This window comes from Streptomyces sp. NBC_00569, from assembly GCF_036345255.1.
Taxonomy (GTDB): domain Bacteria; phylum Actinomycetota; class Actinomycetes; order Streptomycetales; family Streptomycetaceae; genus Streptomyces.
The window spans coordinates 5369595-5386502 of the sequence record NZ_CP107783.1 but is presented as its reverse complement, the minus strand read 5'-3'; the positions used below and the strand labels follow the sequence as shown (position 1 = coordinate 5386502).

General features: G+C 72.1%; 13 protein-coding genes and 3 tRNA genes. 8 read left to right on the top strand and 8 right to left on the bottom strand.

Annotated features, from left to right (window positions below; all coding sequences use genetic code 11):
• Window positions 1–62: 62 nt before the first annotated feature.
• The 3 genes from purL to purS are packed head-to-tail and all read right to left on the bottom strand — an operon-like array spanning window position 63 to window position 3255.
• A complete protein-coding gene (gene purL, locus OHO83_RS24290) occupies window positions 63–2312 on the bottom strand; it encodes a phosphoribosylformylglycinamidine synthase subunit PurL (RefSeq protein WP_266672113.1) in 2250 nt (749 codons plus the stop codon).
• The gene (gene purQ, locus OHO83_RS24285) at window positions 2309–2992 is read right to left on the bottom strand and encodes a phosphoribosylformylglycinamidine synthase subunit PurQ (RefSeq protein ID WP_116512202.1); all 684 of its coding nucleotides are present in this window, start codon (window positions 2990–2992) and stop codon (window positions 2309–2311) included. The genes purL and purQ overlap by 4 nt, the downstream gene beginning before the upstream one ends.
• A complete protein-coding gene (gene purS, locus OHO83_RS24280) occupies window positions 2989–3255 on the bottom strand; it encodes a phosphoribosylformylglycinamidine synthase subunit PurS (protein ID WP_100598945.1) in 267 nt (88 codons plus the stop codon). The genes purQ and purS overlap by 4 nt, the downstream gene beginning before the upstream one ends.
• Before the next feature lie 327 nt (window positions 3256–3582).
• Here purS and OHO83_RS24275 point away from each other — a divergent pair, with 327 nt between their 5' ends.
• From OHO83_RS24275 to OHO83_RS24240, 8 genes are all read left to right on the top strand, one after another.
• Window positions 3583–3924: a histone-like nucleoid-structuring protein Lsr2 gene (locus OHO83_RS24275; protein ID WP_266672115.1), complete on the top strand. Its 342-nt coding sequence runs from the start codon at window positions 3583–3585 to the stop codon at window positions 3922–3924.
• 111 nt (window positions 3925–4035) lie between these two features.
• A tRNA-Gly gene (locus OHO83_RS24270) sits at window positions 4036–4107 on the top strand.
• A 79-nt stretch (window positions 4108–4186) separates the two neighbouring features.
• Window positions 4187–4262: transfer RNA gene (locus OHO83_RS24265), tRNA-Gly, on the top strand.
• 167 nt (window positions 4263–4429) lie between these two features.
• Window positions 4430–5401: an ABC transporter ATP-binding protein gene (locus OHO83_RS24260; protein ID WP_266672117.1), complete on the top strand. Its 972-nt coding sequence runs from the start codon at window positions 4430–4432 to the stop codon at window positions 5399–5401.
• A complete protein-coding gene (locus tag OHO83_RS24255) occupies window positions 5398–6207 on the top strand; it encodes an ABC transporter permease (RefSeq protein ID WP_266672119.1) in 810 nt (269 codons plus the stop codon). The genes OHO83_RS24260 and OHO83_RS24255 overlap by 4 nt, the downstream gene beginning before the upstream one ends.
• A gap of 17 nt (window positions 6208–6224) precedes the next feature.
• Complete coding sequence (locus OHO83_RS24250; protein WP_266672121.1) at window positions 6225–7484, top strand: sensor histidine kinase; 1260 nt, start codon at window positions 6225–6227, stop codon at window positions 7482–7484.
• Window positions 7481–8089: a response regulator transcription factor gene (locus OHO83_RS24245; protein ID WP_266562544.1), complete on the top strand. Its 609-nt coding sequence runs from the start codon at window positions 7481–7483 to the stop codon at window positions 8087–8089. Before OHO83_RS24250 ends, OHO83_RS24245 begins: the two co-directional genes overlap by 4 nt.
• A gap of 23 nt (window positions 8090–8112) precedes the next feature.
• Window positions 8113–8188 (top strand) — tRNA-Gly (locus OHO83_RS24240).
• Between the two features lie 57 nt (window positions 8189–8245).
• Here OHO83_RS24240 and OHO83_RS24235 read toward each other — a convergent pair.
• The 5 genes from OHO83_RS24235 to OHO83_RS24215 all read right to left on the bottom strand — a co-directional run bounded on the left by OHO83_RS24235 (window position 8246) and on the right by OHO83_RS24215 (window position 16851).
• Window positions 8246–9142 (bottom strand): phosphoribosylaminoimidazolesuccinocarboxamide synthase, encoded by an 897-nt coding sequence (locus tag OHO83_RS24235; RefSeq protein ID WP_266672124.1) that lies wholly within the window; start codon window positions 9140–9142, stop codon window positions 8246–8248.
• A gap of 104 nt (window positions 9143–9246) precedes the next feature.
• The gene (locus OHO83_RS24230; protein WP_266672127.1) at window positions 9247–10788 is read right to left on the bottom strand and encodes a N,N-dimethylformamidase beta subunit family domain-containing protein; all 1542 of its coding nucleotides are present in this window, start codon (window positions 10786–10788) and stop codon (window positions 9247–9249) included.
• Window positions 10789–10991: 203 nt separating this feature from the next.
• A complete protein-coding gene (locus OHO83_RS24225) occupies window positions 10992–12854 on the bottom strand; it encodes a hypothetical protein (RefSeq protein WP_266676465.1) in 1863 nt (620 codons plus the stop codon).
• Between the two features lie 274 nt (window positions 12855–13128).
• A complete protein-coding gene (gene purD / locus OHO83_RS24220) occupies window positions 13129–14382 on the bottom strand; it encodes a phosphoribosylamine--glycine ligase (RefSeq protein ID WP_266672129.1) in 1254 nt (417 codons plus the stop codon).
• A gap of 210 nt (window positions 14383–14592) precedes the next feature.
• Complete coding sequence (locus OHO83_RS24215) at window positions 14593–16851, bottom strand: DNA polymerase III subunit gamma and tau (RefSeq protein ID WP_266672131.1); 2259 nt, start codon at window positions 16849–16851, stop codon at window positions 14593–14595.
• Window positions 16852–16908: the final 57 nt, after the last annotated feature.

The following is a 16908-nucleotide window of genomic DNA, read 5'->3' as shown; positions in this document are numbered from 1 at the left end:
CAAAGGCCCCACCCGGTGCTTCACAGCACGGGCGGGGCCTCTCGTCCGTCAGGGAACGATCGTCAGGCAAGCAGTGCCGGGATCGTCGCCTCGTGGGCCTCGCGGAGGTCCGTGAGGGGGAGGGTGAACTCGCCCTGGAGCTCCACCGCGTCGCCGTCGACCACGCCGATGCGGGTGGCCGGGAGGCCGCGCGCGCCGCACATGTCGGTGAAGCGCAGCTCCTCGCTCCGCGGGACGGCGACGACCGCGCGGCCCGCCGACTCGGAGAACAGGAACGTGAACGCGTCCAGGCCGTCGGGCACGATGAGCCGCGCGCCCTTGTCGCCGAGCATCGCCGACTCGACCACGGCCTGGATCAGGCCGCCGTCGGACAGGTCGTGCGCGGCGTCGACCATGCCGTCGCGGGACGCCGAGATCAGGATGTCGGCGAGCAGCCGCTCCCGCTCCAGGTCGACCTGCGGGGGCAGGCCGCCGAGGTGGTCGTGGACGACCTGCGACCAGGCCGAGCCGCCGAACTCCTCGCGGGTGTCGCCGAGCAGGTAGAGGAGCTGGCCCTCTTCCCGGAAGGCGACCGGCGTGCGGCGGGCGACATCGTCGATGACGCCGAGCACGGCCACGACGGGCGTCGGGTGGATCGCCGCCTCACCCGTCTGGTTGTACAGCGAGACGTTGCCGCCGGTCACCGGGGTGCCGAGGATCTGGCAGGCGTCGGCGAGACCACGGATGGCCTCGACGAACTGCCACATGACGTCCGGGTCCTCGGGCGAACCGAAGTTCAGGCAGTCGGAGATCGCGAGCGGCTTGGCGCCGGTCGTCGCGACGTTCCGGTACGCCTCGGCGAGGGCGAGCTGCGCGCCGTGGTACGGGTCGAGCTTCGCGTACCGGCCGTTGCCGTCGGTCGCGATGGCGACGCCGAGCCCCGACTCCTCGTCGATGCGGATCATGCCCGAGTCCTCGGGCTGCGCGAGGACGGTGTTGCCCTGCACGAAGTGGTCGTACTGCGAGGTGATCCACTTCTTCGACGCCTGGTTCGGCGACGCGACCAGCTTCAGGACCTGGGCCTTCAGCTCCTCCTTGGAGGCGGGCCGCGGCAGCTTGTTCGCGTCGTCGGCCTGGAGCGCGTCCTGCCACGCGGGGCGGGCGTACGGGCGCTCGTAGGTCGGGCCCTCGTGGGCGACGGTGCGCGGGGCGACGTCGACGATCTTCTCGCCGTGCCAGAAGATCTCCAGGCGGTCGCCGTCGGTGACCTCACCGATGACGGTGGCGATGACGTCCCACTTCTCGCAGATCTCGAGGAAGCGGGCGACCTTCTCCGGCTCGACGACCGCGCACATGCGCTCCTGCGACTCGCTCATGAGGATTTCCTCGGGCGAGAGCGTGGAGTCGCGCAGCGGTACGTCGTCCAGCTCGACGCGCATGCCGCCCGAGCCGTTGGACGCCAGCTCGCTGGTGGCGCAGGAGATTCCGGCGGCTCCGAGGTCCTGGATGCCGACGACGAGCTTCTCGGCGAACGCCTCCAGGGTGCACTCGATGAGGAGCTTCTCCTGGAAGGGGTCACCGACCTGGACGGCGGGACGCTTCGAGGGCTTCGCGTCGTCGAAGGTCTCGGAGGCCAGGATCGAGGCGCCGCCGATGCCGTCGCCGCCCGTCCGGGCCCCGTACATGATGACCTTGTTGCCCGGGCCCGACGCCTTCGCGAGGTGGATGTCCTCGTGCCGCATGACACCGATGGCGCCCGCGTTGACCAGCGGGTTGCCCTGGTAGCAGGCGTCGAAGACGACCTCGCCGCCGATGTTCGGCAGGCCCAGGCAGTTGCCGTAGCCGCCGATGCCGGCGACGACACCCGGCAGGACACGCTTGGTGTCGGGGTGGTCGGCCGCGCCGAAGCGCAGCGGGTCGACGACCGCGACCGGGCGCGCGCCCATCGCGATGATGTCGCGCACGATGCCGCCGACGCCGGTGGCCGCGCCCTGGTAGGGCTCGACGTACGACGGGTGGTTGTGCGACTCGACCTTGAAGGTGACGGCGTAGCCCTGGCCGACGTCGACGACGCCGGCGTTCTCACCGATGCCGACGAGCAGCGCGTCGGACTGCGGCGCCTTCTCGCCGAACTGGCGCAGGTGGATCTTGGACGACTTGTACGAGCAGTGCTCGGACCACATCACGGAGTACATGGCGAGCTCGGCGCCGGTCGGGCGGCGGCCGAGGATCTCCACGACGCGCTCGTACTCGTCCTTCTTCAGACCGAGTTCGGCCCAGGGGAGCTCGACGTCGGGGGTCTGTGCGGCGTTCTCAACGGTGTCGAGGCTCATGAGGCGGCGACCAGCTTCTTGAGGATCGAGGTGAAGAAGGGGAGGCCGTCGGTGCGACCGGAGCCGACGAGCGGCTCGACGGCGTGCTCCGGGTGCGGCATCAGACCGACGACGTTGCCCGCCTCGTTCGTGATGCCGGCGATGTCGCGGAGCGAACCGTTCGGGTTGAAGCCCACGTAACGGAAGGCGACGCGGCCCTCCGCCTCCAGCATGTCCAGCGTGTGCTCGTCGGCGACGTAGCGGCCGTCCATGTTCTTCAGCGGGATGTGGATCTCCTGGCCTGCCGTGTAGTCGGCGGTCCAGGCGGTGTCCGTGTTCTCGACGCGCAGCTTCTGGTCACGGCAGATGAAGTGCAGGTGGTCGTTGCCGAGCATCGCGCCGGGAAGCAGGTGCGCCTCGGTGAGGACCTGGAAGCCATTGCAGATACCGAGAACGGGAAGACCCGCCTTGGCCTGGTCGACGACGCTCTCCATCACCGGCGAGAACCGGGAGATGGCACCCGCCCGCAGATAGTCGCCGTAGGAGAATCCACCGGGCAGGACGACAGCGTCGACCTGCTTCAGATCCTTGTCCTTGTGCCAGAGGGCCACGGGTTCCGCGCCGGCGAGTCGGATCGCACGCTGCGTGTCCCGGTCGTCGAGAGATCCGGGAAAGGTGACGACTCCAATACGAGCGGTCACTTTTCTGCCCCCACCGCGGGTTCTTCCACCTTCACGGTGAAGTTTTCGATCACGGTGTTGGCGAGGAACGTGTCGGCCAACTCGTGGATACGGGCGAGGACGGCATCGTCGACCGGCCCGTCAACCTCGAGTTCGAATCGCTTTCCCTGACGTACGTCGGAGATGCCCTCGAAACCGAGGCGCGGCAGTGCACGCTGCACCGCCTGGCCCTGGGGGTCGAGGATCTCCGGCTTGAGCATGACGTCGACTACGACGCGTGCCACTGGCACTCCCGGTGTGTGGTGCTGAGCAGGTCCCTTCAGACTACCCGGACAAAATTTCTACTCGCGTAGACCGTAGGAAGCTACGAGAGCCGGATCACGTTACCGCAACAGCGCGGTGCCCCCATGGAAAATCGGGGGAAAGATTTCGGAGACCCATTGCCTCCGGACACGCGGGGGGATTTAGTCGGTCTTCACAATGCAATGCCAGGCAAGGTAAAAAGGAAATGGCGAAAGCGGGCAGTTCGCCTCTGCTTTGCCCCATAACAGCCGGACAGTCGACATCGACGCACGTCAAGGTGCAGATGTCGCACGAAGGGACCGATATTCGTGGCGCAGCGTGTCGTGGTCACTCTCTCCGACGACATCGACGGCGGAGATGCCGCAGAAACGGTCGTGTTCGGTCTCGACGGCAAGTCGTACGAGATCGACCTGAATCCAGCCAATGCCAAGAAACTGCGCACGGCCCTGGCCCCCTTCCTCGAGGCCGGCCGCAAGCAGACCGGCTCGGGCAAGGGCGCCTCGGGGAAGACCGTCAGGAGCTACAAGCACACCGCGGTGTCCGCCGACCCGGCGGCCGTCCGCGCCTGGGCGCGCTCGCACAAGATGGACGTCCCGCCGCGCGGCCGCATCCCCAAGCGGGTCTACGAGGCGTTCGAGGCGGCCAACTGACCCCCTCCGGCAGCCCGCGGAGCAGCCGACTTGCGCTCCACCCCTGTTGATCAGCTAAAGTCTGGAGCACGCCGAGGGGCGAGGCCGAAAAGCCGGACCTCACGGAGTCTTGCGGGTGTAGTTCAGTAGTAGAACATCCCCCTTCCAGGGGGAAGGCGCAGTGTGCAATTCCTGTCACCCGCTCTGCAAGGCGTACCGACCACTCTTCGGAGTGCGGTAGGCTGGTGCTCGCGCCGATCGATGAGAGTCGATCGGAGGCAGTGCGAACGTAGCTCAGTTGGTAGAGCGCAACCTTGCCAAGGTTGAGGTCGCGAGTTCGAACCTCGTCGTTCGCTCCATTTGAAGGCCCCGGTCCATCGGACCGGGGCCTTCTGCATGTCCGTGCCCCTCTGCGGCACGTACGCGTCCCCTGAGGCCCATGTCCGCGACCCGCTCTGACATTTGTCATGCGGTCCGGTGACAGCGCGCACTGCTCCTCGTCCCGACGCCGGGAGAGGCTCGGGACATGGAAACGAACGAGCGCGTGATCGACGTCACCGATCTGCGACGCGTGTACGGGGGCTCGTACGAGGCGGTGCGCGGAGTGACCTTCTCCGTCGCCCGCGGAGAACTCTTCGCCCTCCTCGGCACCAACGGCGCGGGCAAGACCTCCACCGTCGAACTCCTCGAAGGACTCGCCGTCCCGGCCGGCGGCCGTGTACGGGTCCTCGGGCACGACCCGTACACGGAACGCGACCTGGTCAGGCCGCGCGTCGGGGTCATGCTCCAGGAAGGCGGCTTTCCGTCCGAGCTGACCGTCGCCGAGGCCGTCCGGATGTGGGGCGGATGCACGAGCGGCGCCCGGCCAGCCGGTGAGGCCCTCGAGCTCGTCGGGCTCGAACGGCGGTCCCGGGTCCGGGTGAAGCAGCTGTCCGGCGGCGAGAAGCGGCGCCTCGACCTGGCGCTCGCACTGCTCGGCCGGCCCGAGGTCCTCTTCCTCGACGAGCCGACCACCGGCCTCGACGCGCAGGGACGGCGCGCGACCTGGAATCTGGTGCGCGAGCTGCGCGCCGAGGGCACCACCGTGCTGCTGACCACCCACTACCTCGAAGAGGCCGAGGAGCTCGCCGACCGGCTCGCCATCCTCCACGAGGGGCGGATCGCCGCCGAGGGCCGCGTCGACGAGGTCGTCGCCGCCCAGCCCTCGCACATCTCCTTCGAACTGCCCGACGGCTACTTCCCCGGCGACCTCCCGCCACTCGCCGAGCTCGGCGTGAGCGGCCACGAAACGGACGGCCGCACCATCAGGCTGCGGACCGACGAGCTCCAACGGGCCGCCACCGGGCTCCTGTTGTGGGCCAGGGACGCCCGGGTCGAGCTGCGGGGGCTCGACGTGCGCAGCGCGTCCCTCGAAGAGGCGTTCCTGCGGATCGCTCAGGACGCGCGTACGGAGACCACGGCCGGCACGGAGAACAGGGACGAGGTGGCGGCGCGATGAGCGCGGTCGTGACGGACAGGACGAAGCCCGCGGCCACCGCCGGCACGACGGCCGCCGGGCGGATGCGGGCGCTCGCCCGCGCGGAGCTGACGCTGATCGGCCGCAGCAAGGGCACGCTCTTCACCGCGGTGTGCGTTCCGCTGGTACTGCCGTTCAGCGTGCGCTCGTCGATCGACGGCATGGACCTGAAGGGCACGGGGCTCACCGTCGGCTCGGTGCTGCTGCCGTCCGCGATCGGCTTCTCCCTCCTCTTCGCCGTCTACAGCGCGCTGGTCGGTGTCTACGCGGCCCGGCGCGAGGAACTCGTCCTCAAGCGGCTGCGCACCGGTGAACTGCGGGACGCGGAGATCCTCGCCGGCGCCGCCGTGCCCTCCGTCGCCATCGGCCTCACGCAGAGCCTCGTGCTCGTCGCCGCCTGCACGGCGGTCCTCGATGTCGGGGCTCCGCAGGCGCCCTATTACGCCGTACTCGGGCTGCTGCTGGGCCTGGTGATGTGGCCCGCGCTCGCCGCCGTCACCGCGAGTTTCAGCAGGAGCGTCGAGAGCGCGCAGGTCGCGGCCATGCCGCTGCTGCTCCTCTCGATGCTCGGCTCCGGCACCGTCGTACCCCTCGAAGTCATGCCGGACCGCCTCGCGTCGGCGTGCGAACTGCTGCCTCTCACACCGGTGATCACCCTCGTACGGGGCGGCTGGACCGGGGACCTCTCCGCGCACGACGCCCTGGGCGCCGTCGCCACCGCTGTGGCCTGGACCGTCCTCGCCGTGTTTGCTGTACGACGGTGGTTCCGCTGGGAACCACGGCGTTGATCCGACGGGGTGGGGACATGAGGCGGCCTGGCGCATGGTGGCGGGGGAAGAGCACCCCGGCGAAGGTGGAGACGTACACACGGTGGTCTCTGCAGTCCTTCGGGCTCGTCGAGATCTTCTGGCTCGGCCCGCTCGCCTTCGGTGAGGTACCGGCCGCGCTCGCCTGGACCCTGCTCCTCGCGCTCTGCGCGCACGCCGTGCTCGGCGCGGTGACCACGTCCAAGGCGCTCGACTGGACGCGCGGCCGGCGCGAGCAGCCGGTCCGCCTGGTCATCGCGTACGGCGTCGCCACCGCCGCGATCTCCGTGGGGACGCTCGGCGTGATGCTGCGGGTGCCCGCGGACGAGGAGGCCGGCACCCGCACGGCGCTCGTCCTCTTCGTCGGCATCCTCATGGTCGGCGCGGGCTGCGCCACGCCCGGGCTGCGCACCCGCAGGCGGGTGATCGGCGCGGCGCTCGGCGCGTCCCTCGGTGCCGGGGCGGCGTCCGTGCCGTCCGGGCTGCCCGCGCCGGCCGCCCTCATCACGGCGGCCACCGTGCTGTTCACCACCGCGATCTTCGCCCTGACCGCCGGATTCTCCGTCTGGCTGCTCAACGCCGTCCACGAACTCGACGAGGCACGCGAGACCAGGGCGCGGCTCGCCGTCGCCGAGGAACGGCTGCGGTTCGGGCGCGACCTCCATGACGTGATGGGCAGGAATCTCGCCGTGATCGCGCTCAAGAGCGAGCTCGCGGTGCAGCTCACGCGGCGCGGGCGGCCCGAGGCCGTGGACCAGATGACCGAGGTCCAGCGCATCGCCCAGGAGTCGCAGAAGGAAGTACGGGAGGTCGTACGCGGTTACCGCGAGGCCGATCTGGCAGCTGAACTGGCGGGCGCGCAGGGTGTGTTGACCGCGGCGGGGATCTCCTGCAACGTGGCGGGCCCGGCCGCCGAACTGCCCGGCCCCGTGCAGTCCGCCCTCGGCTGGGTCGTGCGCGAGGCCACGACGAACGTCCTGCGGCACGGGGACGCCCGGCGCTGCGACATCGGCGTACGGACGGGGCCGGACGCGGTGGTCCTGAGCGTGGAGAACGACGGGGCCGGGTCCCCGGGGGCCCTGAGCGGCGGGTCCGGGCTCGCCGGGCTGAGGGAGCGCCTCGCCGAGGTCGACGGGACGCTTGAGGCGGGTGTGGTGGCAGATGCGGACGGGGTGTTCAGGGTGGTGGCCGAGGTGCCGCTGGCCGGGCGCACCGTGGGACCGCGGCGCGACGCCGCGTACGAAAGGAGCGCCGGGTGACCGTGCGCGTGCTGCTCGCCGATGACGAGCACCTCATCCGCGGGGCGCTCGCCGCGCTGCTCGGCCTCGAGGACGATCTCGTCGTCGTCGCCGAGGCCGCCACCGGGCCCGAGGCGCTCGCCATGGCGCGGGCGCACCGGCCCGATGTGGCCGTGCTCGATCTGGAGATGCCGGGCGCCGACGGTGTGAAGGTCGCCACAGCGCTGCGCGGTGAACTGCCCGCGTGCCGGGTCATGATCGTGACCGGCCATGGGCGTCCCGGGCATCTGAAGCGGGCCCTGTCCGCCGGGGTGCGCGGGTTCGTGCCGAAGACCGTGAGTGCCCAGCGGCTCGCCGAGATCATTCGGACCGTGCACGCGGGAAACCGTTATGTGGACCCGGAGTTGGCGGCCGACGCGATCGCCGCGGGCGACTCCCCGCTGACCGCGCGCGAGGCCGAGGTGCTCGAATTCGCCGCCGACGGGGCGCCCGTCGCGGAGATCGCCGAGCGCGCCGCGCTCTCGCAGGGGACCGTGCGCAACTATCTGTCGTCCGCCGTCTCGAAACTCGGCGCCGAGAACCGGCACTCGGCGGTGCGGCTCGCACGGGAGCGAGGTTGGGTATAGTTGCTCTCGCGCCACGGCGCAGTGCGAACGTAGCTCAGTTGGTAGAGCGCAACCTTGCCAAGGTTGAGGTCGCGAGTTCGAACCTCGTCGTTCGCTCCACAGAAAGCCCCCGGCACCTCAGGTGCCGGGGGCTTTCGCGCATCCGGCGCGCCGTCGCTACCAGCTGACGCCGGTCAGGCGCTCGTACGCCTCGATGTACTTGGCGCGCGTCGCGTCCACGACCTGCTGCGGCAGCGCGGGCGGCGGCTGCTCGCTCTTGCGGTCCCAGCCCGACTCGGGGCCCGTCAGCCAGTCCCGCACGTACTGCTTGTCGAACGACGGCTGCGCGTGACCCGGCTCCCACTCGGCCGCGGGCCAGAAGCGGGACGAGTCCGGGGTGAGGACCTCGTCGCCGAGGATCAGCGTCTCGCCGTCGAAGCCGAACTCGAACTTGGTGTCCGCGAGGATCACGCCGCGCTCACGCGCGATGTCCCGGGCCCGGCCGTAGACGGCGAGCGTCATCCGGCGCAGCTCGGCGGCGGTCTCCGCGCCGACCTGGCGGGCCACCTCCTCGTACGACACGTTCTCGTCGTGCTCGCCGACCTCGGCCTTCGTGGCGGGCGTGAAGATCGGGGCGGGCAGCTCCGAGCCGTCGGTCAGGCCCTCGGGCAGGGCGAGGCCGCAGACCGTGCGCGAGTCGTTGTACTCGACGAGGCCGGAGCCCGTGAGATAGCCGCGGGCCACGCACTCGACGGGGACCATGCGCAGCGACTTGCAGATGAGGGTGCGGCCCTCCCAGTCGGCGGGGGCACCGGGCGGCAGCTCGGTCGACAGGACGTGGTTGGGGACCAGGTCGGAGAGCTGGCCGAACCACCACAGCGACAGCTGCGTGAGCACGCGGCCCTTGTCGGGGATGGGGGTGGGCAGCACCCAGTCATAGGCGGACATGCGGTCGGAGGCGACCATCACGAGGTCGCCCGCCTCGTTCCGGTACAGGTCCCGCACCTTGCCGGTGTGGAGGTGTACCAGGCCCGGCACCTGCTGGGGTTCGGGCTTTTCGACGAATCCGGACACGGTTCCTCCCCGTGGATATGTACGAGTGCACCTGATTCTCGCTCATACGGGGACGAGTTTTGGCCACGGGTCCGACGGGTGCGGCAGCGTCGGGGCGGGACGGGTCAGACGCGTTTGCAGATCCGGTCGAGGAGGTTGGCCGTCGCGCGCTGGATCCGCGGGTCGACGTGGCCCGGGCGGTCGAGCGCCGGGGACCAGGCGAACGTGCCGGACGCGAAGACCAGCGATCCGGACGGCGCCCGGTACAGGGACGTCTCCTGGTGGCGCGGCGCCCGCTCGCCGTCGCGGTAGGGCGAGTGGGCGAGCAGGATGCGGTCCTCGTGCTCGGGCAGCGCGGTGCGCGGGAAGTAGCGGTCGGCCTCGCCGGCGACCAGGCCGTCGATCTCGTCGCCCTCGTGCGCCCCGGTGGCCTCCCACAGCCAGTGGTCCGCGTTCCGCACGACGAGGGGGTGCGGCTCGGGGACGCGGCCCGCGTACTGGATGCCCATGAGCTGCTGCTCGGGGCGGTCGATCTCGCGCCACAGGGCGGACTTCCCGGGTGCCCTGCGCTTGTGGCAGGTGAGCAGCCGGTCCGGCACACCGGACGGGGACGGGCCCAGCTCCACCTGCCAGTACATGGTGTTGGCGGAGAGGAACACGAGCGAGGTGCCGTGCTCGCGGGCCGCTTCGGTGGTGCGGCGCATCGGCGTCGACCAGTACTCGTCGTGGCCGGGGAAGACGAGGCCCCGGTAGCGGGTCGGGTCGATGCGGCCCGCGTGCAGGTCGCGGGCGTCGGCGTACGCGAGGTCGTAGCCGTACCGCTCGGCCCAGCGGATGAAGTCGTAGGCGTGGCCGACGTGCAGGGGGAGGCCCGCGCCGGCGTACGGGCGGTCGAAGGAGACCGTCGTCGCGGCGTCACCCTCGCCGAGCAGCCGCCCTTCCGCGTCCCACGCGTGGTAGAGACTCGCCCCCGTGTGCCCGTCCTCCGGGTAGAGGTTGTACGCCTGCCAGGTCACGTCCGGCAGAAGCAGGAGGAGGTCGGCGGGGCGGCTGTCGCGGACCGTGAACGGGACGTGCGAGCGGTAGCCGTCGACGGTGGTGAGGACGGCCACGTACGCCCCCACGTTCCAGAACGACGGGATCTGCAGGCGCCAGGACAGCCACCAGTGGTGGCAGGAGACCGTGCGGTCCGCGGTGAGCGGGGGCGGCTGGACGATGCCGGAGAGCCGCGGGCTGGTGATGATCTTGCTGGCGCCGTCGCCGCCGTAGTGGCCGATGCGGTAGATGTCGACGCTGAACTGCTGGGGCGGGTCCACCGTGATGTGGAAGTCGATCGCCTCGCCGGGGGCGGCTGCTCCGGTCGACGTGAAGCCCTTGATCTGGCGGTGCACGTCGTCGGCCATGCGGGGGCCGCCCGTACGGGGGCTCGGGATGCTGGTCGCGATGGTGCTCGCGCCGGGCTGGGGGACGTGGTCGACGTACCAGGGGACCACCTGGCCCGTGTCGTCGAAGTAGTGCTCGCTGCCGCGCAGCCACGGCAGGGGGCCCTGGCCGAAGGGGTCGCTCACGGCGTGGGCGAGCGCGCCCGACTCCCAGCGGCGGATGGTGCGGGGTGACCGCGCGCGTTCCGGCCGTCCGGCCTTCTGCCCCTCCCGTTCCGGCCCCATGCCCGCTTCCCTCCCTCGCTCCCCCGAGCCCTTGTGCGCTCCGTCTGTCAGCGACCGGCCCCAGCACATCACATTACGCACGCACTCCGTCACCGTTCGTCGCGAATTGACGTGAACGGAACGTGGACCTCCGGAGGTGGGGGCGTGGGCGGTGCGGATGCGCGAGGCGCGGGATGCGGGTGTGCCGCGATTGCCGTCGCGGGCTACACCAGCCGGACCGGCTTCTCCGGGCGGATGCCGAGGCGGGCGAGCCAGGCACGCAGAGGCTCCGGGTCTCCCTCTTCCACGAGGCTCAGGACTCGCGGGGTCAGGTCCTTGGCGCGCTCGCCGTCGACCAGGAGCGAGGGGCCGTCCAGCCAGTCGAGGCCGGGGGCGGCTCCGGCCGTGTCCACGGCGGCGCAGCACACCATCGCCGTGACGTGATCGGCCACCAACTCGCGTCCCGTACGGGGTGGTTGGAGCGGGAAGAGCGGGAGCATGGCCTCGCCCCACAGCGCGCCGTCGGGCCCCTGTCCGGCGGCGGGCGCGGGCGGGGCGGGGCGCTCGCTCTCCTCGCGGGCCGACTCGGCACTCAGGCCGGCGGCGAGCCGAGCGGTGGGGGTGTCCTCTCGGTCCTCGGCCTCTTCGAGGTCCTCGAGGGTGGTGGCGTCGTCGTCGGGGGAGACGGTGGGGTCGGTGCCGGCGGCGACGGTGAGGTCCTCGGCGGGCACGGTGGGATCGTCCGGGTCCACGGGGGCCACGGGTCCCACGGAGTCCCCGGCGCGCGTCGCCGTCGCGAGGTGGTCCATCACCCGGGCGAGTGTCGGGCCCTCGGGGTCGGGGGACGTGGGATCCGCGGAGCGGCGTACGCCCAGTGCGTCGAGGACGCGGTGCAGGCGCGCGGCGTCCATGCGCCACTTACGGTCCACGACCTCGTCCGGATACTCCTGCCAGTCGACCGGCGCCCAGTCGGGGCCCGGCTCGGCGGGGCCTCCGTGGAACAGCCGGGCCGCGAGCAGCGACGCCGCCTCGTCCACCGTGCCCGGCTCCTCCAGCAGATCGCAGGCGGGCCGCTCCCCGAGCCGGGAGGCGAAGCCCTCGGCGAGGCGATCGCGCCGGGACAGCTCGGTGAGGGCGGCGACGACGCCCACGTCCAGACGGGAGGGCCAGCGCCCCATGCGCCAGGCGGGCAGCGCGACCCGGGTGAGGAGCCGGTCCCAGCCCGCGTAGGCCAGGCCCACCTGCTCCTGGGCGACGATCCGCACGCCGTAGTCCACAGTCTGTGCGCGCTCGGCGGCGGCCGCGGCGACCCCGCGCTCCATCTCGCCCGCGTGATCCCGGCAGCTGCGAAGGAGCAGGCGCACGACCCAGCCGACGCAACCGAGGACCGCTCTCCCCAGCGGTCCGCGACCGGGCGCCGCGGCGACGGCGACCGCCGCGTCCAGGCCCCGTACGAAGCGGCGCGCGGCAGCTATGTCCGGGTGCGCCGACGGCCCCGTACCGGCGACGACCGGGGCGAGTACGGCGCGCAGCTCGCCCACGCGCATCCACCACAGGAAGGGGGAGCCGATGACCAGGACGGGCGCGGCGGGCACCCGGCCTCTGCCCGCGCCGCCCCGGATCCCCGGGTCGTCGGCGTCACGTGGGATCCGGCCCTCGTCGTCCTTGGGTCTGGGCGGTCCGTGCGCGGGATGCGTACGGTCCTCCAGCCAGCTGTCGCAGTCCGGGGTGAGCGCTATGGCCGAGGGGGCCGGAACGTCGAGCCGGTCGGCCAGATCGCGCACCAGGCGGTAGAGATCCGGGGCCCGCTCCTCGGCGATCGGCACCGTCGGGCTGACCGCCGGGCGGGCGCGGGCCACCACGAGGGCGATGCCCGCCGCCGCGGCCAGGACGACCAGGGCGACGACCGTGACGATCCACCGCGCCGTCCGCCAGCCGTCGCCGCCCATGTGCCCGGTGGTGGCGCCCGCGGTCAGCACGACCGCGAAGGCCGCGGGCAGCAGGGCGACGGCCAGCGCTCTGCCGCGGACGCGCAGCACCGCGAGAGCCCGGGAGCGCGCGGCCTGCGCGCCCACCTCCGCACCCATACCGGACACGACCGACGTCACCCCCTGCTGCCTATGTTGCCTGCACTCATGGCGTTGTCCACTCCCCCACTGTGGCACCCGTCACTGACATCGCAATGCCGGTGGGCCAAGTGCCGGAACGCATGCGCCGCACCCTAGTTGGGGCACAAGGCATCGTCAGCCGGATGGCCGAGCGGTCACTCGATGGAATGGCTTTGGGTAGAGGTGGATGACATTCAGGCCCCTGATCCGCTTCGGATCAAGGGCCTGAGGTTCACGCAGGTGAGGCTTCCGGTCAGGCCTCCGCGGCCGCCTTCGCCGCGATGTCGGTGCGGTGCTGCGAGCCGTCGAGGCCGATGCGCGACAGCGCCGCGTAGGCGCGTACGCGGGCCTGCGTGAGGTCCGAGCCGGTCGCGGTCACCGAGAGCACGCGGCCGCCGGCGCTGACGACGGCGTCCCCGTCCCGCTTCGTCCCGGCGTGCAGGACGTACGCGTGGGGCGCATCCTGCGCGGCCACGTCGGCGAGCCCGGTGATGGGGTCGCCGGTGCGCGGCGTCTCCGGGTAGTTGTGGGAGGCCACGACCACGGTCACGGCCGCCTCGTCGCTCCAGCGCAGGGGCGGCAGGTCCGCGAGCGTGCCGTCGGCCGAGGCGAGGAGGACGCCCGCGAGCGGGGTCTTGAGGCGGGCCAGGACGACCTGGGTCTCCGGGTCGCCGAACCGGGCGTTGAACTCGATGACGCGTACGCCGCGCGAGGTGATCGCGAGTCCCGCGTACAGCAGACCCGAGAAGGCCGTGCCGCGGCGGCGCAGTTCGTCGACGGTCGGCTGGAGGACCGTCTCCATGACCTCGTCGACGAGCTTCGGGTCGGCCCACGGCAGCGGCGAATAGGCTCCCATGCCACCGGTGTTGGGGCCCGCGTCGCCGTCGAGCGCGCGCTTGAAGTCCTGCGCGGGCTGGAGGGGGACGACGGTCACGCCGTCGGTGATCGCGAAGAGCGACACCTCGGGGCCGTCGAGGAACTCCTCGATGACGACGCGGTCACAGGCGTTGGCGTGCGCGCGAGCGGCCTCGAGGTCGTCGGTCACGACGACGCCCTTGCCGGCCGCGAGCCCGTCGTCCTTGACCACGTACGGGGCGCCGAAGGCGTCGAGCGCCTCGTCGACCTCGTCCGGGGTGGTGCAGACGTACGAGCGGGCGGTGGGCACGCCGGCCCCCGCCATCACGTCCTTGGCGAACGCCTTGGAACCCTCCAGCTGTGCGGCTTCCCCGGAGGGGCCGAAGCAGGGGATGCCCGCGGCGCGTACGGCGTCGGCGACCCCTGCGACAAGGGGTGCCTCCGGACCGACCACGACGAGGTCGGCGGCCAGCTCACCGGCCAGCCGGGCCACGGCGACGCCGTCGAGGGCGTCGACCGGGTGCAGCTCGGCGACCTCGGCGATTCCTGCGTTGCCGGGCGCGCAGTGCAGCGCGGTGACGTCGGGGTCGAGGGACAGTGAGCGGCACAGGGCGTGTTCGCGGGCGCCGCTGCCGATGACAAGGACCTTCACGCCAGCCAGCATAGGCGGCGGGCCGGTGTGCTCTTGTACGGGCCGCCGAGCACGGGGGCGCTGGGGGTTCGTGCGTTTCTCCATGAGACGGGGTGCCGGGGCCCGGTCCGGCGGCATTCCGGGGGCGGGGGGTGCGGCCCGGTGGGCACTGCTCCCCGTGGGCGGGACTGCTCTGCGCGGGCGCGGCCGCCTGACCCCTGCTGCCGCCGCCTACTCGTTCGTGAACTCCTCGACGACCGTCGCGCCGAGCTCGCGGACGATCAGGTCGTGGCCGGAGAGGACCGACTCGTCGAGGTCGGGGTCGTCGTCCGCCGGGATGTCGTCCTCGATGGAGACCGGGGGCGGCTCCGGGGCGGCCGGTCTCGGCGCGGGAGCCGGGGCGGGTGCGGACGCCTGCGGGGCGGACCGGTCAGGGGGTCTCGGCGCTGCCGGGGCCTGGGCCTGCGGGGCCGGCGGGCGCGGCGAGGTCGGGGCTGCGGGAGCGCCACCGCCGCCGTGGCCCGGATAGCCGCCGCCCGGGGCGGGGGGCGGTGCCTGGCCGCCGCCACCGCCGCCGCCCGAGGGGTCGACGACCGCCTCGACCTTCCAGTGGACGCCGAACTGCTCGGCCAGCGCTGTCCGCAGGACGTCTTCGCTGCCGCTGCTCGCGAAGTTGTCCCGGGCTCCGGCGTTCAGGAAGCCGAGCTGGAGGGTCGTGCCGTCGAAGCCGGTCACCTGCGCGTTCTGGCTGAGCAGGATCCAGGTGAAGCGGCGCTTGTTCTTGACCACTTCGAGGATGTTCGGCCACAGGCTGCGCGGGTCGAGCCCTCCGGCGGCGGGCGGTGCCGCGGCGGGGGGCTGAGCGGGTGCCTGCGGCTGGGGCTGGGCGGGGGGCGGCGTGGGCGCCGCGGCGGAGGGCTGGCCTCCACCGGCGCCTCCGCCGGTGGGCGCGGCCGTGGGCCACCCGCCGGGGCGCCTGCCGCCACCAGCCGGGGCGGCGGTGGGCCATGCGCCGGGTGCGGCCCCGGCGGGCGGCGCCGCGGGCGCGGGTTCGGCGGGAGCGGCGGGAGCGGACACCTGCGGTGCGGGCGCGGCCTGAACAGCAGGAGCCGGGGCAGGAGCGGGCGCCGGAGCAGCAGGCGCGGGGGCAGCAGGCGCGGGAGCAGCAGGCGCGGGCGCGCTCTCGCCGCCCGGTCCGGGCCCCCGCACCGCGGCCCGGGCAGCGGCGGGACCGCCGCCCGCGGGGACCTGCGCGGCCGCACCGGGGTGGGCGTCGGGCGCGGGCACGTACCCCATGGCAGGACCGGAGCCCTGTCCGGCGGGTGCGAAGTGGCCGCCGCGCTCCAGCCGGTCGAGCCTGGCCATCACGGAGCGGGCGTCGTCGTACGCGGCGGGCAGCAGCACGCGCGCGCAGATCAGCTCGAGCTGAAGGCGGGGCGAGGTGGCGCCCCGCATCTCCGTGAGCCCCTCGTTGACCAGGTCCGCGGCGCGGCTGAGCTCGGCGCCGCCGAAGACGCCGGCCTGGGCCTGCATCCGCTCGACGACATCCACGGGGGCGTCGATGAGGCCCTTCTCGGCCGCGTCCGGGACGGCGGCCAGGATCACCAGGTCCCGCAGCCGCTCCAGGAGGTCGGCGACGAACCGGCGCGGGTCGTTGCCCCCCTCGATGACGCGGTCGACGACCTCGAAGGCGGCCGCGCCGTCACCCGAGGCGAAGGCCTCCACCACGGAGTCGAGGAGCGAACCGTCCGTGTACCCGAGGAGGGACGTCGCCATGGCATACGTCACACCGTCCTCGGCCGCGGCGGCGAGCAGCTGGTCCATGACGGACATGGAGTCACGCACGGAACCGGCGCCGGCCCGCACGACCAGCGGCAGCACACCCTCAGCGACGGGGATGTCCTCCTTGCCGCAGACCTCTCCGAGGTAGTCCCGGAGCGTCCCGGGCGGCACGAGGCGGAAGGGGTAGTGGTGCGTACGCGACCGGATCGTCCCGATGACCTTCTCGGGCTCAGTGGTGGCGAAGATGAACTTGAGGTGCTCCGGGGGCTCCTCGACGACCTTCAGAAGGGCGTTGAAGCCCGCCGACGTGACCATGTGGGCCTCGTCGATGATGTAGATCTTGTAGCGGCTGCTCGCGGGCCCGAAGAAGGCCTTTTCGCGCAGGTCACGGGCGTCGTCCACACCACCGTGCGAAGCGGCGTCGATCTCGATGACGTCGATCGAACCCGGACCGTTCCTCGCCAGGTCGCGGCAGGACTGGCACTCGCCGCACGGCGTCGGGGTGGGCCCCTGCTCGCAGTTCAGACACCGCGCGAGGATGCGCGCGCTCGTCGTCTTGCCGCAGCCGCGCGGGCCACTGAACAGGTACGCGTGATTGACCCGGTTGTTCCGCAGCGCCTGCTGCAGCGGGTCGGTCACATGTTCCTGCCCGATGACCTCGGCGAACGACTCCGGGCGATAGCGGCGGTAGAGCGCGAGAGACGACACGTATACGAGGTTATAGGCGCCCACTGACAACCACGGCCGCCGAGGGCGAACCGCCCC